The 14537-nt window shown below is 45.7% G+C and carries 15 protein-coding genes and 1 pseudogene; 4 read left to right on the top strand and 12 right to left on the bottom strand.

Annotated features, from left to right (window positions below; genetic code table 11):
• The first annotated feature begins 186 nt into the window (after positions 1 to 186).
• Positions 187 to 663: a helix-turn-helix domain-containing protein gene (locus H6F63_RS18870; RefSeq protein ID WP_347276812.1), complete on the top strand. Its 477-nt coding sequence runs from the start codon at positions 187 to 189 to the stop codon at positions 661 to 663.
• A gap of 729 nt (positions 664 to 1392) precedes the next feature.
• Positions 1393 to 1605 (top strand): hypothetical protein, encoded by a 213-nt coding sequence (locus H6F63_RS18865; protein WP_190440740.1) that lies wholly within the window; start codon positions 1393 to 1395, stop codon positions 1603 to 1605.
• A 195-nt stretch (positions 1606 to 1800) separates the two neighbouring features.
• Here H6F63_RS18865 and H6F63_RS18860 read toward each other — a convergent pair whose 3' ends face one another.
• Both H6F63_RS18860 and H6F63_RS18855 read right to left on the bottom strand, forming a co-directional pair.
• Positions 1801 to 2859, bottom strand: coding sequence for a GDSL-type esterase/lipase family protein (locus H6F63_RS18860; RefSeq protein ID WP_190639044.1), 1059 nt, complete (start codon positions 2857 to 2859; stop codon positions 1801 to 1803).
• Positions 2860 to 2981: 122 nt separating this feature from the next.
• Positions 2982 to 3452: a hypothetical protein gene (locus tag H6F63_RS18855; protein WP_190639043.1), complete on the bottom strand. Its 471-nt coding sequence runs from the start codon at positions 3450 to 3452 to the stop codon at positions 2982 to 2984.
• Between the two features lie 117 nt (positions 3453 to 3569).
• Between H6F63_RS18855 and H6F63_RS18850 the strand changes: the two genes are divergently transcribed.
• The gene (locus tag H6F63_RS18850; protein ID WP_190419470.1) at positions 3570 to 3782 is read left to right on the top strand and encodes a helix-turn-helix transcriptional regulator; all 213 of its coding nucleotides are present in this window, start codon (positions 3570 to 3572) and stop codon (positions 3780 to 3782) included.
• A 97-nt stretch (positions 3783 to 3879) separates the two neighbouring features.
• On the opposite strand, the gene H6F63_RS18845 is transcribed toward H6F63_RS18850, so the two are convergent.
• The gene (locus tag H6F63_RS18845) at positions 3880 to 4257 is read right to left on the bottom strand and encodes a hypothetical protein (RefSeq protein ID WP_190639042.1); all 378 of its coding nucleotides are present in this window, start codon (positions 4255 to 4257) and stop codon (positions 3880 to 3882) included.
• Positions 4258 to 4259: 2 nt separating this feature from the next.
• Complete coding sequence (locus tag H6F63_RS18840; RefSeq protein ID WP_190639041.1) at positions 4260 to 4499, bottom strand: hypothetical protein; 240 nt, start codon at positions 4497 to 4499, stop codon at positions 4260 to 4262.
• Positions 4500 to 4776: 277 nt separating this feature from the next.
• On the opposite strand from H6F63_RS18840, the gene H6F63_RS18835 reads away from it, so the two are divergent.
• Entirely contained in the window at positions 4777 to 5025 is a 249-nt protein-coding gene (locus H6F63_RS18835; protein WP_190639040.1) for a helix-turn-helix transcriptional regulator, read from the top strand.
• A 63-nt stretch (positions 5026 to 5088) separates the two neighbouring features.
• On the opposite strand, the pseudogene H6F63_RS31070 reads toward H6F63_RS18835, so the two are convergent.
• The 8 genes and pseudogenes from H6F63_RS31070 to H6F63_RS18790 all read right to left on the bottom strand — a co-directional run.
• A pseudogene (locus tag H6F63_RS31070) lies at positions 5089 to 7035 on the bottom strand (DHH family phosphoesterase); the annotation flags it as partial.
• Positions 6981 to 7136, bottom strand: coding sequence for a hypothetical protein (locus H6F63_RS18820; protein ID WP_190639037.1), 156 nt, complete (start codon positions 7134 to 7136; stop codon positions 6981 to 6983). The gene H6F63_RS18820 and the pseudogene H6F63_RS31070, both read right to left, overlap by 55 nt.
• Positions 7137 to 7156: 20 nt before the next feature.
• The gene (locus H6F63_RS18815) at positions 7157 to 7822 is read right to left on the bottom strand and encodes a Uma2 family endonuclease (RefSeq protein ID WP_190639036.1); all 666 of its coding nucleotides are present in this window, start codon (positions 7820 to 7822) and stop codon (positions 7157 to 7159) included.
• A 188-nt stretch (positions 7823 to 8010) separates the two neighbouring features.
• The gene (locus H6F63_RS18810) at positions 8011 to 11178 is read right to left on the bottom strand and encodes an efflux RND transporter permease subunit (protein ID WP_190639035.1); all 3168 of its coding nucleotides are present in this window, start codon (positions 11176 to 11178) and stop codon (positions 8011 to 8013) included.
• A gap of 37 nt (positions 11179 to 11215) precedes the next feature.
• Positions 11216 to 12751 (bottom strand): efflux RND transporter periplasmic adaptor subunit, encoded by a 1536-nt coding sequence (locus tag H6F63_RS18805; RefSeq protein WP_347276811.1) that lies wholly within the window; start codon positions 12749 to 12751, stop codon positions 11216 to 11218.
• A 23-nt stretch (positions 12752 to 12774) separates the two neighbouring features.
• Positions 12775 to 13128 (bottom strand): phenylpyruvate tautomerase MIF-related protein, encoded by a 354-nt coding sequence (locus H6F63_RS18800; protein WP_190639034.1) that lies wholly within the window; start codon positions 13126 to 13128, stop codon positions 12775 to 12777.
• Between the two features lie 128 nt (positions 13129 to 13256).
• The gene (locus tag H6F63_RS18795) at positions 13257 to 13739 is read right to left on the bottom strand and encodes a flavin reductase family protein (protein WP_190419433.1); all 483 of its coding nucleotides are present in this window, start codon (positions 13737 to 13739) and stop codon (positions 13257 to 13259) included.
• 109 nt (positions 13740 to 13848) lie between these two features.
• The gene (locus H6F63_RS18790) at positions 13849 to 14262 is read right to left on the bottom strand and encodes a zf-TFIIB domain-containing protein (RefSeq protein ID WP_199298142.1); all 414 of its coding nucleotides are present in this window, start codon (positions 14260 to 14262) and stop codon (positions 13849 to 13851) included.
• Positions 14263 to 14537: the final 275 nt, after the last annotated feature.

The following is a 14537-nucleotide window of genomic DNA, read 5'->3' as shown; positions in this document are numbered from 1 at the left end:
GCGCTGTCACTTAATTGCTGGGATTTATAACTACGAACTTCAGAAAGCGTAGATTTCTGTCTTTATTTAGTTAACCCTCCACAATACCACAAAACTTTTTTGCAAGAGGTCTAGTCTAGACTCACAAGAGTCGTTTAACTCTGTGTAGCGATGGTGAGTGTAACCTCAATTGAAGTGAAGGAAAGTGTGGATGAACTAGTGGAACGGTTGCGTCAGGCGGATACGCCAACGACCAAAGAACGATTGCAGGTACTATATTGGCTCAAACAAGAGAAGCCGCCGAGTATCAGTGCTATAGCCAAAGCCATCGGGAAACATCGGAACACCCTGCAAACGTGGCTATCGATGTATCGTAACGGTGGAATGGAATCGATGTTGGAAATCAACAAATTATCTGGGGGAGTGCGTCAAATTCCACAATGGGCAGAAGATGCGCTGTTGAAGCGATTAGAGGAGCCAGAACAAGGGTTTGGCAGTTATGGCCAGGTGCAGCAGTGGTTAGCACAGACCTTGGGGGTAGAAGCGGAGTATCATGCGGAGTATCAGATGACACGCTATCGGCTCAAAGCCAAGCTAAAAGTGGCTCGTCCTCGAAACAGCAAGCAGAACCCACAGCAGCCAGAGGCATTTAAAAAAACCTGGCAGACAATCTCGAACTGCTGAAGCACTACGATCAGCAACTCAGGCAACAGCAGCGAGAAATTCGCTATTTTACTGAAGATGAAAGTCGCTTTGGACTTCATACCCTGCTTGGACGATTGATTACTGCCTGTGGCGTCAAACCCATCGGGTCATGGCAGTGGCTGTTCCAAACGTTTTGGCTCTACGGGGCAGTCGAACCAGCAACGGGTGAATCCTTCTTTTTGCAATTCTAGAGATGTGGGTACCGATTGCTATCAAGGGTTCTTGGATGAGTTTTCCCAGGCATACCCCGATAGTCTCAACGTTCTAAGTCGATAATGGGCGCTTTCACACCAGCAAACATTTGGTTGTACCTGAGAATGTCATTTTGTTGTTTCAACCGCCTTACTCTCGATAGTTAAATCCCATTGAGCGGCTGTGGGAACACCTCAAGGCAGATTTGAAGTGGGCATCATTCAAGACATTGGCTCAACTCCAAGCCAAAGTCGATCAACTCCTGGCTCAATTAACACCGCAAGTCATTGCTTCCATCACGGAGTATTCCTTCATTCTGGATGCCCTATCTGCCCTGAACTCCATTTAAATTGGTATGAGAAACGCTATAAAGCAACGAAGTTTAAACAGTTAAGGCAAATCTTTAACTTTTCTTCATGATTTTCCTGGCAAACGGTTAAACTTCATTGCAAAGTAAGAAGAGAGTAGGAACAGCGTGATAATTTCTTTAAGGTGACAAACGGCTGACAGATCAAGATGGAGAACACAGTCAACGTGCAGTTAAATCAATCCTCAACCCCTTCATTTCGTGAAGACTTTAGTGAGTACGTTGCTCATCTACAACTTCACATGGCTTTGCAAGCCCGTAACTTAGTTCCCACTCTCACCAGAGCTGCTGATAGCCGAGAACAGCTGTTGCAGCAAACCCAAGCTGATATTGAGAAGCTGGTTTCTCGTCAAGTCATCTAGCCAGCTCATCTGTTGATTGGCTCCGAAGCGGTAGCCACGCCATTATTTTTAAGATTTTTCGCAAACTCAATTGAATTCAGAGTTGAAATCAGAGCAATAAAGCTCTGATTTTTTTTCAGAAATTAAACTCGTTCCCTGATGGGGCCTGGGAACGAGTTTAAGAGGCTCTATCTTCATTGATAATGATGCACCGCTCTACCGTCTGAGAGAACTATACGCACGAGTCGAGCGATTCACAGCCACCCAGGAATCTGCCTGCTGTAGCGCCAATTGCCACACCTCATATCCGCGACGGTTTAAATGCAGTCCATCTGTTGTCAAGTCTAGGCGCAAGTTCCCGTCAATATCGCTAAAGCGAGAATGGGTATCTAGATAGCCTGCACCCTCTCTTTGAGCAAGGTCAGCAAGTTGTTGGTTAAGGTTACGAATCCGGCTATTTGGTATAGCATCCAGCCGAGTAGGAAGAATAGATTGGAGGATGACTGAACTACTCTTGTGATTCTGCCGTAAGCGACGGACAATCTGGCGGAGATTATTCAAAATTGCCTCATCAGTTGCACCCTGGCGTAAATCATTTATACCTGCCAAGACATAAATTGCATCTGGTCGAGTTTGGGAAAAGACAGACAATCTTTTTAAAATGCCAGGGGAAGTATCGCCAGATATTCCCTGATTCAGCCACAAACTCCCAGCAGGTAATCGCTCTGTGGGAAACCATAAACTGATAGAATCGCCAACTAATACTGCTAGACGATTTGAACCCTGACCTTCAGCAACTGCCTTGGCTTCCTTTGCCAATAGGCTTTTCCACTGCTCATAGGTGGGTTTTGTCCTTGCCTTTACCCAAGTTGACTGGAAGCTATCAGCAGGTATGCGAGTATAGATTTTGCCTGCTTTGAGAGCTGCTAATCTTTGGTAAAAAAGTTGAGTTCCAGAACTGGGTAAGAGGTTAGCTGGCTTAGGTTTCAGTAAAGCTTCGATACTAGGTAATATCTCTGTAGCTGCTGCTGCCAATATGGGGGTTATCGGTGGCGTGTCAGTTTGGGGACTAAACCGCTGCTGACTGAATTCAGGGGAGGTTATTTCAACTGTGGGGATTATTTTCTGAGTGACAAGAGGCTCAAAGGCATTTGACTGGGCTAAATTTAATGCTAACAGGGTGTCTGTCCCCTTTAATGGTAATGCTGGTGGCGGTGGGGTTAACATTTGCCCCCCGGTTAATAAGCTTGCTGCCAACAGATAAGGATCTCCCATTCTCTTCGACTCCTTCACACTCTCCTTCTTTTGACAGGGATTATTGGTTGGAGTCAGGAATTTTTTGGGAATGCGATCGCATTCTTTATATGCTAGACAAGGCTACTGGCTGAAATTTTCTCTCAGCCAAATTTTTCTTGGTTATAAACTTGTCGCAGTTGTTGCAGTGCTACATGCGACAAGGCAGATTTAACTATAGCTACCAACTTCCCCCACTCCAACAATTTCCCCATTGATGCTGCTTTCTTGAACTGATGCGCGTAAAATTCCGTCCAAAAGTGCGGTGCTTGCTTGATTTTCCACTTTCTTCGCCACCGCTGGCGCCACCGCACCATATCTCCCTCCCTTGGTGCCTCGACTCCGGAAATCGGCGGAAAGTCTGCATAGCTGACAAACCGACTCACGCCTTTGCCATGTACGTGAACGACGTGCCGCCAGCAGGTAATTTTATAAATCTGTTCTGGCTGGAGATGGAACAGCAGCGCAGCTGTCTCTTCTGTTACAAATCGAGCCAAGGGATGCACAATTCCCGATTTGTGAATAATTTTTGATTCTGTAATTTCTAGCGAAGTCTGCTGATGTGTTGATAACATAGTAGGTGCTTTCCCTAATTGGGAGCATTGCAGCGATCGCACTGTAGTTTGCCAGACCGGGGGGGATCGCTTTTAATCTTTAATTATCATAAGGTGCATCTGCACCTTGCGTCAAGTATGGGTTTAGTTAGATTGAAAATTCGAGAAATGGCGGCGGAGAAAGGCTGGACTCTGAAGGAGGTTTCCGAACGTTCCGGAGTAATCTACAATACAGTGAAAAGCTATGCCCGTCGTTCAGAAATCGCAACAATTGACTTTATTTCTCTGCAAAAGTTGGCGCGGACGTTTGATGTCATGATTGAAGACTTGGTGGAGATTGTGGAGGAGTAAGCGATCGCGCTCCTGTTGCGGGAAGGCTAGATAAGCAAAGTTTTTCTTTGCAGGCTTCAAAGCCTGATGTTTCCCCAAAGGTACTATTTTAGTCATGTTATGCGGCGCTTTTCTTTCCTGGTAAGCTCCCCAGATAGTCTCGGCGTTTTACCCACAGTTGGCGGAGGTCTTCCATCATCTCTTTGTAGTAGTCGGAGAATTTCTGGCTATCTTCTTTAATCTGAAGTCCGAGTTGTTGCAGTGCGGTTGGGGTGTGGCAAGTTTCAAATAAAAGCGCGATCGCATCCCACCAGAGTTGCAATTGACGATAACTCACAAATTGTCCGCCGCGATCTGTGCGGTGCACAAAAAGTACATTTTTCCAACGCTCGAATCGCAGGATTAATGATTCTGGGATTTTCAGGTATTTCGCCACAAGTGCAACAGTGAGGCGAAATGTCTTTGGCGGTTGAATGCGGCGAAATAAGGCTGTCATAATCAATTCATTCCAGGTTTAACTGTTGAGTCGCTGGTTTCTGGGGTGGTGTCGAAAATGATGGAGTAGGGAACGTTTGGAGTATTCGCTTTGAGAATTCGCAGATGCGCTTCTGCGTCATTGCGACCGCGAAAACGAGCGACGATAAGCGAACCCCTGAAAGGGGTCGTCCCTTTGGGACATCGCATATCAGGAAGCAAACGGATGATGCACCAAGGATGAAGTTTGGAGTAATACGTCATAAAACTCTCCCAGTCATAGCTGTGAGTTACTTAGTTATGGGTTTTGAATGGATATTTACAAGGCTGTCGCTAACAAACCCAGGCAAAGATAGCGATCATGCGATCGCGTGACAGTTATGTAAGAAACTAAAGTTAGGGCAGGCATCTTGTGAAGCTCTGAAGACGACTGTGCCAAATGGTGGCTTTTCAGTCACTTCGTTCGCTTCCCTATCTATCTTATATAAGCACTCTTAGAATTTATTTGTCAAGCATATTTATATAAGAATTTTTATAGTACATGACCAAAGACCAACAACAGCAAGAATACGATCGGGAGTCTCCCCTGAAGCGGCGGAGAGAAGAATTAGGCTTAACCCAGAGAGACGTTGCATTAGCTCTGGGTAAGACTGTGCAGACAGTTAGTAATTGGGAGACAGGGCTTTATGAAGCAAAGCTTACTCCTCGCGATTTAAAAGCACTTTGTCGGCTGCTGAAATGGACGTTAGAAGAACTGCCCGATTACTTTGGTTCACCGCAACTACAGTAGCGATCGCGTTTTTGGGAAGAAGGATGCGATCGCCTTTCACTAAATCTTCAACTATTCTGGCTACAAGCAATTATAGGCAAATTGGTTAAGACTTTTTTGAAACGCTTTTAGATTCTCAGCGGGCATAGAAAAGCCACCAGCGATTTTGTGCCCGCCAAACTTACCGAGTAAATCTTGACAAGATTGTAACGCTTTAAATACATGAAATCCTGAAATTCCTAATCCATAACCGCGAATCCAGTTTTCATCTTCATAGGTTCCAATGAATGTAGGAACACCGTAGCGTTCGACTAACCTTGGTGCCACAATCTTAAATACACCGTGATGCCAGTTAGGTTTAACAATTACTAATACAAGCTCTGGCTGTAAATTAATCTGACTTTCTCTAACCCAAGCTACGGCTTCGTGTTCAATTTCCTTACAGAGTACCTCACATCTCTGGTTGACTTGTTCACACTGCATTGCTCGTTCCAGTGCTAGCTCATTATTATCTGTTGTTAGCAACTCAATCACAATTTGAGGGTCAGAAATGCTTCCTACTGCTTCAATTGATTTAACTAAGTGAAAGCGAACATCTTCTACGCTCAGGGCTTCTCTTTTGTTACTTAGTCCTCTCATCTGAATCAATGCTTGGATACCGACTAGCTTAGATTCAGGCAGTTGCTGCAAACCTCGCTCCATCCATAGTAAGTTTATGCCTATCAAAGGTGGTGGATTGTCAATATCAGTAAGTATTCCTAGTGTAAACAGTTCCAGCAGTGACTTTACTAATCCCTGAGTCTTACCCAGTTGTTGAACAAGAGATATAGCCAATACAGTGACAACTCCGACACCAGCCAAAACTCGATAAGGTGAGGATTCAGAAATTAGCTTGGAGTTGAGGATGGCATCAGCAGGGGCAAGTTTTGCTGGGATTTCATGGTAATCGATGATAATCACCTTCATTCCTAGCTGTCGCGCTCTAGCAAGAGGTTCAAAAGCAGAAGTGCCATTATTTACAGTTAAAATCAGCTTCACACCTTCCCGGTAGAATTCTTCAACTATCCGCTGATTAATTCCATAGCCTTCACTTATGCGGCTAGGAATAGCATAATCTACTGGTACGTTTAACCAGCGTAACGTTCGTAATAAAATAGCTGTGCTTGCCATCCCATGAGCGTCGTAATCCCCACAAATAGCAATTTTTTGTTGGATATCTATTGCCGTTTTTAATAACTCTATACTAAGCGCCAAATCAGCAAGATTCTCAAAAGGGTGAGGCAAAAGATGAGGATCTAATTTTTAAACTTGGTTATATGTCTTTAATGGTAATTTTGATAAATCCACAGAAAAAGTATTAATTGAGACGTTTTTAACTGGCTGGCAATCCTGATAGGTGGGCTGTAGTTGTTGTATTTTTTCTTCCTGATTGCCTTTAACAGATTCTAGATAGCTGTATAGCCCTCCGCTGTATAGTAAATCTGCTATGCATAATGAGGTTTTACCATTATTCGCATCAATCATATTGCTTGGCAGAAATCCAGCCAATATGAGATTATATCCAGCTTGTCTATCATCAAATTCTTCTTGACTAAGAATGCAGACTAAAACAGCATTCTTCTTAATTTCTTCTGCGCTAATTTCCCATTTAACTCTATCAATGCTACCGTAACGAGTTTTAACCTGGATTCCCACAGATGGGTCAGAAGTTAGTCTAAAATCGACTTTGCCATCACCGCCAAGCCGTTTTTCATAGTCAACTTCAGTAACAAAGTCAGCTAGACGAATTTTGACAACTTCCTCACCCAGTTTCCCTTTTAAGTTGTTGTTAAAGACGTTACGGACTGGGTTGCTTTGCTTGTACTTCTCAGCCATCTCCCAGCAGAAGTCAACCAACTGTTTTAACTTTTGACCTGAGATAACGGTTAATTCACTGTGCTGACCTACAGTTTCACAATGCAGGAAATGACCAGATTTCAGCCTTTGAATGAAGTCAGTTTGTTGCGATCGCAGTAGGGTAATCCAGTCCATATCCAGTTTTCCAGCTTTGTTATGACTACCTTTAACACTTCGACTGGCGATAGTACATCCGGATCAATACCCAACTGTTGCAGTTGTGCATCACACCTCATAAGCGCGATCGCTCCAATCTTTACAAATTAGCAATCTGTTGAGCAAACCAAATAGCCGCGCTGCCATTAGTTCCCTGTTTGAGCTGTGATAAAGTCTGCTCTAATAAAGAAATCGGCAAGCCTTCAAGTGCTACAGAATATTCGTACTGCTGATACTTGCCATCATCCTGCAAACGAAATGCCAGCACTCTTTCGCTTTTAACATCAATAACCCAATATTCAGGAATTTGCAAAGCTGCATAAAGCTGCTTTTTTTCATCCAAATCAGTTGCTATAGTTGTGTCACCCACTTCACCTACTAAATCGGGAACTCGCCACTGATTCAAATTAAGGTAACGTCGCTCACCCTCTCGCCAAATTGGGTAATTTTCACCAAGATAAAGAACTAAATCTGGCGATGCGGCTTGTGTATTAGGCTTTTCTATTAAGCAACCACCTAGAGAATGAAAATTTTGCCCTGGTTTAGCCACAAACCAGATAAAAAATAGCATCGTGAAAAGTTCATTAACTGCGGCGTGGTTAATTCCTTCATTACCCATTTGAACGAAAAGATATCCCTGATTAAAAAATAAACCTACTATTTCTGGGTTCGGATCGTCAGCATAAGCTAAATAATCTTCCCATGTCGCGGGTTGCCATTTTGGGATGGCTGAAGTTAGATGGCGCGATTTTGGAGTTGAGATCATAGAAGCAAATGGTGGAGTTGGAAGTCAGAAATGTTTAAGCGATCGCTTGCAGATAGCATCAAACAAGTTATTTTATAATTAGCTTAACAAGTAGCGATCGCATTCCACCTCACAAGCGCGATCGCTTCTATAAAATAAAACCCCGTATGTTGATACTTACGGGGTTTTAGTTGTGAAACGCACTCTAACTACTTTTTACCGACTGGAAATTTATCTTGTTCTGGGTTGGGAGTGGGGGGAAGCGATCGCTTTGCCTCAGACTTCGTTCTACGTTCCTCTGCCCTAATTTTCTGTCGCCCTTTTTTGCCAAACCCGTGCTTCAACAGTTGCATAATCCGGCGCTGTAAATTGTCAACATAGGTAAATAGAACTGGCACCACCAACAACGTCAGCAGTGTAGAAGTTGTGAAGCCACCCATCAGCGCAATTCCCATCGGGCTGCGGACTTCAGCCCCCGCGCCAAGTCCCAAAGCTAGGGGAATCGTTCCGGCAATAGTAGCCAGAGAAGTCATTAAAATTGGTCGCAAACGATCCACCCCAGCGGCTATTAGCGCCTGATACTGTGACTTACCTTCTTCCAGGTTGATTAACGTATAGTCAACTAGCAAGATAGAGTTTTTCGTCACAATCCCCATCAATAGGACAATCCCAATCAGCGCGTATAGCCCTAACGCTTTTTGGGCAATCATTAAGCCCAGCAGTGCGCCACCCAGAGACAAAGGCAACGCCACCATAATTGTTAGGGGATGGAGGAAGTTATTGTACAGCAGCACCAGGATGGCATAGATACACATGATTGCCAGCCCGATTGCAGAACCAAAGCGACCAAAAATCTCCTGCATAATTTCTGCATCCCCAGCAGATTCTTGCGCCACTCCGGGGGGAAGGGTTTGCAGGGCAGATAATTTCTGCACCTCTTGGACAGCATCGCCTAGAGAAATGCCTTGCAAGTTTGCTTGTACCGACACCTGACGGGCGCGATTAAAGCGATCGATTTGGGCAGGGCCGCTGCCCAAGCGGATATCAGCAACTGAGACTAGGGGGACGAGAGTACCGTTTTGCCCTGGTACTTGCAAATTCTTTAAGGTGTCGATGTCGGCCCGCCTTTCCGGGTTGATTTGCACCCGGATGGGAATTTGCCGATCTGGGAGGTTAAACTTAGCTAGATTTGCTTCATTGTCGCCGATGGTGGCAAGAGAAGCGGTTCGCGCGATCGCTTGCACTGTCACTCCCAAATCTGCTGCCCTTGCTGGATTGGGAATTATCAGAATTTCTGGTTTTACCAAAGAAGCAGTAGAAGTTACTTCTACTAAACCAGCTATTCTTCTCATCTGCTTTTCCAAAGCATCAGCTGCGGAGTTTAAAGCTTCGGGATTTTCGCTTTTGAGGACAATTGATAAATCCTTCGTGCCTCCTGCTGCACCCTGACTTTGAAAACTGATTCGCGCCCCTGGAATTTGGGGGAAAACTTCGCGCATTCGGTTCTCAAACTGCTGCTGGGAAAGGTCGCGGTCTTCCTTGGGTTTGAGATTGATGAACAGATTGGCTGTATTAACTTCTGTTGTCGCTAACACGCTTTTAACTGCTGGACTTTGGCGGATGAGATTGGTTGTCTGTTGCACAACTGCTTTTGTGTCCTCCAAGGTGGAACCGGGAGGTAGTTGTACGGAAACTTCAGAGAAACCGATATCGCCGTTATCGAATAATCCTTTGGGAATAAACGGTACTAGCGCCAGACTGCCCACAAAGAATGCGATCGCAATTATGATAGTCGTCAACCTGTGACGTAAAGACCATTGCAGCAAAGAACGATATGGCCCAAACCGATTTTTACCTTTCTTCTTAGCCCCATTCCCATTCCGGTTTGAGGGTGAGGTTTTCTTTGGTTTGAGTAAATAAGCGCCCATCATCGGGGTGACAGTACGCGCCACCAGCGTTGAAAAGATTGTCGAGACAGCAACCGTCACCCCAAACGGTTGAAAAAACTGCCCCGGAATGCCGCCCATAAACGCTACTGGCAGAAACACCGCGATAATTGTCGCCGCGCTGGCCAGCACTGCCAAACCCACTTCTGCCGACGAATCCAACGCCGCCTGGAGGGGTTTTTTGCCCATATCCATGTGGCGTTCCATGTTCTCAATTTCTACAACGGCATCATCCACCAAGTTTCCCACGGCCAGCGCCAACGCCAACAAAGTCATGTTGTTGAGGGTATAGCCCAGCAAATACTGTACGGCGAAGGTGGGAAGCATGGACAACGGCAACGCTACCGCAGTAATCAACGTTGCCCGCCAGTTCCGCAAAAAGATCATAATCGTCAGCACTGCCAGCACCGACGCTTGGATCAAGTCATCGATGGTGCCTTCGTAAGATTCGCGGATGAAGTCAGCGCGAGTAAAGATTAGTTCTAGCTTGACGTCAGGTGGTAGAGTTTTTCGCAGTTCTTCTACTTGTTTGCGTACCCCTTCTTCCACAGTGACTAAGGTACTGCCAGTGCTACGCAAGACGGAAAAAGCTACAACTGCTTGGTTATTCAGCAGCGCTGCTTGTCTTGGTTCTTCAAAGCGATCGCTTACTTCACCAAGAGTGGACAAAGGTACTGAACCGCCGTTGGGAAGGACAATTTCATAGCTTTTCAAAACGTTGACATCGCTGGCGCTGCCAAGTGTGCGGATGCTTTGTTCGCTACCGCCTAACTCTGCTCGTCCACCGGGTAAGTTGACATTAAAAGCGCCAATCTGGTCGTTTACCTGGGTGGCGGTAATGCCAAGGGCTTGCAGACGAGACGGATCTAGGTCTACCCTGATTTCTCGGTCAACGCCGCCCACCCGTCGAATTTGCGAAACTCCCTTTACAGATAGCAGAGAGCGGCTAATTGTTTGGTCAACCAGGTTACTTAATTCTTCGACTGACCGACGATTGGAAACTACGGCGTAGTTCATAATCGGCCCGCCAGCAAATTCTAGCCGTGTAACGATCGGGTCGTTGATGTCTTGAGGGAGACTTTGGCGAATTTGGGCGATCGCATTCCGGACATCATTGGTGGCGCGATCACTATCTGTCCCCAACACAAAATTAACGACGGTTGTTGATATGCCGTCGTTTACTGTTGATTGAATTTCGTCAATATTTCCTAACCCCGCCACCGCATCTTCAACCTGTTTGGTGACTTGGGTTTCCAGTTCTGTTGGCCCTGCGCCAGGCTGAGTAACAGTGATGGAAACTGCTGGTACATCAACATTTGGGTTGATATCAATGCCAAGTCTGGTAAAAGAAAACCAGCCTATAACTGTCAAAACTAAAAATAAGACCAGCGTCGGAACGGGGCGACGAATTGACCAAGCGGAAATGTTCATAGAACTTTAATTGCTAATTGCTAATTGCTGCTAATTGCTAATTGCTATTAGCGATGCGGACTCTATCGCCATCTTTGAGATATCCAGCACCTGCGACAACTACGCGATCGCCCGGTTTGAGACCGCTTTGAATTTCCACACTGCCACCACTCTCAACTTCCCCTACTTCTACCTTTTGCGCTTGAACGGTGTCTTCACCCGTTAGCAGGAATACAACTGCACTCCCATCCGGTTGCGGTAACACCGCTTTGGCAGGAACCGTTACCCCAGCCGTAGTTGTGGTAGTAATGGCTGCACGGGCAAACATTCCGGGTCGTAGCAGCGAAGTTGGCGGCAAGTCTATTCTTACCGTTGCTTGGCGGCTTTGTTCGTTAACCAGAGGCGCAATTTCTCTAACTTGTCCCTGCAAGCGGACGCGGTTATCGGTATCGGAAGTGACAAGCACTGGCGCACTAATTTCTACTTGCGGTAGCTGAATTGCCGGAACCTTTGCCTGAAGTTCTAGCTGTCCATTGCGAATAATCGAAAACAGCTTTTGCGATGGATTGGCTACATCCCCAATTCGGGCAATTTTCTCGGCGATAATCCCGCTGGCGGGGGCGCGAACAATTGTTTGCCCTAGTTGAGTTTGCAATTGTTGCACCCTCGCCTCCGAACTTCTAACATCAGCTTGGGCGCTGCTAATATTCGCTTGTTGTAGACGAACAGCCTCTGTTGCAGTTGCGGCTGCTGTGGCACGAGTTTCTAGTTCTTGACGAGCGATCGCGCCTGCTTGGGCAAGTTGCTGATAGCGCTGGAGATTGGTTTGGGCTTCTGCAAGGGTAGCGCGGGCTTGCCCTAAGCCAGCTTGTCTTTGCTGCACCACGGCTCGATTAGATTCTACATCCGCTTTCGCTTGGTCAAGTTGCGCTTGCAGCACGGAATTATCCAAAACTGCCATCACTTGTCCGGCTTCCACCAGTTGCCCTTCTTCTAGCAGGACTCTCTGAACTTGTAACCCTGTGGCCTGGGGTAAAACTGGTATGAGTTCGCGGGCTGCAACTGTGCCAGTAGTTTCCAGCCTGCGGGCAATGTTGGTCGTTTTGGCTGGGGCGATGGTGACAGTTTGGCTAGGCGGTGCTAGCTGCTGAGTTGTGGAAGCCTTGGGTGTAGATGGTGGGCGAGAACGTATAGCCCCAACTCCTGCTGTTAGGGCTACACCCAGCCCTAAGCCAATCGCCACGCCGCGCCATCCCGCAAGAATGTTTCCCCCGCCTCTAGGTTTCCGCCTCTTTACTACTGATTCTTCTAGTTCACCCTCCCAAGTGTCTTCCGATTTATCGTCTTGTGTGTCTTTTGAAGCTTCGTTAAGCACCGCGATCCCTCCCCCTTCTGACCCGACCAACTTAAATTTAATGCAAAGAATTATTGCAAAGTTCTTCTTTAAGTATGACGCTTTATTGCGGGTGGAAGGTGCCGAGAGGAATGCGATCGCTTTCTTAAGAGTTGTAGTCAGTACGACATCGCTCTGGCGACATAAAACCAAAGCGGTGGGAGGAATCAATATTTGTTTAAGTGAAAGTTGCGATCGCACCTCACTAAAATCTAAGCGATCGCTTAACCAAAAGTTGAGCTATTCCATCCCCACATCGAACCTTTGGCATCAGCAAACTCAATATATATTCTGTTTTTCGACACCTGTAGCTTCTCATTAATCTGCTGGCAAAAGTCCTCACTCATTGCCTTAGTTTGCGATGAACTCATGTTACCAACACTTTTAATTTCGATGTAACACGCAGGCTCAACAGTGCCACCAAAAGTCATGGCTATATTTGGCTCAAAAGCTGTCATTACATAGGATTCTGGTTTACCTAAATGCTTTGCCAAATTTGCCGATAGACTTTTTAGTAACCCATCAACTGTAGCTTTATCCGGCGAATCAACAGAACTTTGAACTTTAATTAAAGGCATAATTTTGCTAATTGCTAATTGCTAGTTGCTAATGGTGTTATTGGTTACTAGGTATTGAGGCAGTATTGTTCCCAGTTCCCAGTCCCCAGTCCCTAATCCCCATTAGCAATTAGCCTTTTTTCTCTTCTTTATCCGCCGTATTGCCAAGGCGTACTTTCGAGTAAAAGCGCATCACCTTCCCGGTGGACACTAGCAGCAATTACTTCTCCGACATAGACAGTGTGATCGCCCTGTTCGACCGCACCGACAACCTTACATTCTACATAGCCGAGAGAGTCAGTGATGATGGGACAACCAGTTTCTTCTCCCAGATAGAATTCCACATCTTCAAACTTATTACCGACGCGACGCTGTGGTTTGAAGAATTTCTGAGCGATTTCTTGTTGTCCCGCCTCCAGAAAACTGAGAGCAAATACACCACTAGCTTTAATCATGGCGTGGGATTTAGAATCCTGCTTGACGCAATTCACGACAAGCGGAGGATTAAACGATGCCTGCATCACCCAGCTGGCTGTGAAGCCGTTAACTTCTTCGCCATCTTTAACACCGCAGATGTAGATTCCGTGGGGAATCTTACGCAGAATTGTTTTTTTAGCTTGTTCGTCTAGCAAGGGTCTACCTGTGCGATCGCTACTACAATGCTAAGTTTATCAATATTGATAAACTTAAGTGCCACGATAGGTAAAAATTATTTTACCTGACCGAGTAATTCAAAATTGTTTAGCCTCTATTTCCTCTCAAAACTTTGTTAAACTTTCCCACAAGTCCTTGTGACTTGAAGTTATCCTTGAAATTTTTAAATTCTCCGGCATCTAACCAAACACCGTTGCATATTCGACATTTTTCATACCATATACGGTGCCGATCGATATCAACCATGCGGAGCATTTTCTCATTACATATAGGGCAATTAACCTCTCCGGTACATGAGTTTAACTCGCTACCTGTTTGAGGATCGCCAATGTCTAAACTTTCAGAACCTTTAATGGCTTTTAGTTTCTCTACCTCAAGGGAGTCAAACCAAATTCCTTTGCAGGTAATGCAGCGGTCTACTTCAACTGCTGCATAAACGATTTGTTCTAAGCTTCCCAGACACTTTGGGCATTGTATCTGACGCATATTGATTAAGTACATGACACCTGATCTCCAGGTTATCGCAGCAACTATGGAGGGGCGAAAAAATTGATCTGTTGAAGATGCGATCGCGAAGCGCTGACTTGTCAGTTCGCGCTTTTAAGAAGCTTATATAGCGTTTCAAGGGTTGGGTGCGATACATCTGTAGGGACACGGCAATGCCCACTGGTGTCAACTTAAGGAGCGGATGCCCAGATGATACCAGTAAGAGCATCAATCTCTCGATGACGCGGGCGAACCGCTTTCACTAAGCCCAATAACTTGTGATGAGTGGC

Source organism: Trichocoleus sp. FACHB-40 (assembly GCF_014695915.1).
Classification (GTDB): domain Bacteria; phylum Cyanobacteriota; class Cyanobacteriia; order Cyanobacteriales; family FACHB-T130; genus Funiculus; species Funiculus sociatus.
The sequence above is the reverse complement of the archived record's forward strand: the minus strand, read 5'-3'. Positions and strand labels throughout refer to the sequence as shown.

Excerpts from the sequence above, each read along its gene's own strand:
- H6F63_RS18850 (WP_190419470.1), top strand. The coding sequence starts at position 3,570 with ATGGGTTTAGTTAGATTGAAAATTCGAGAAATGGCGGCGGAGAAAGGC.
- H6F63_RS18865 (WP_190440740.1), top strand. The coding sequence starts at position 1,393 with ATGGAGAACACAGTCAACGTGCAGTTAAATCAATCCTCAACCCCTTCA.
- H6F63_RS18860 (WP_190639044.1), bottom strand. The coding sequence starts at position 2,859 with ATGGGAGATCCTTATCTGTTGGCAGCAAGCTTATTAACCGGGGGGCAA.
- H6F63_RS18840 (WP_190639041.1), bottom strand. The coding sequence starts at position 4,499 with ATGACGTATTACTCCAAACTTCATCCTTGGTGCATCATCCGTTTGCTT.
- H6F63_RS18835 (WP_190639040.1), top strand. The coding sequence starts at position 4,777 with ATGACCAAAGACCAACAACAGCAAGAATACGATCGGGAGTCTCCCCTG.
- H6F63_RS18790 (WP_199298142.1), bottom strand. The coding sequence starts at position 14,262 with ATGTACTTAATCAATATGCGTCAGATACAATGCCCAAAGTGTCTGGGA.
- H6F63_RS18855 (WP_190639043.1), bottom strand. The coding sequence starts at position 3,452 with ATGTTATCAACACATCAGCAGACTTCGCTAGAAATTACAGAATCAAAA.
- H6F63_RS18810 (WP_190639035.1), bottom strand. The coding sequence starts at position 11,178 with ATGAACATTTCCGCTTGGTCAATTCGTCGCCCCGTTCCGACGCTGGTC.
- H6F63_RS18820 (WP_190639037.1), bottom strand. The coding sequence starts at position 7,136 with ATGAGGTGTGATGCACAACTGCAACAGTTGGGTATTGATCCGGATGTA.
- H6F63_RS18845 (WP_190639042.1), bottom strand. The coding sequence starts at position 4,257 with ATGACAGCCTTATTTCGCCGCATTCAACCGCCAAAGACATTTCGCCTC.
- H6F63_RS18800 (WP_190639034.1), bottom strand. The coding sequence starts at position 13,128 with ATGCCTTTAATTAAAGTTCAAAGTTCTGTTGATTCGCCGGATAAAGCT.
- H6F63_RS18815 (WP_190639036.1), bottom strand. The coding sequence starts at position 7,822 with ATGATCTCAACTCCAAAATCGCGCCATCTAACTTCAGCCATCCCAAAA.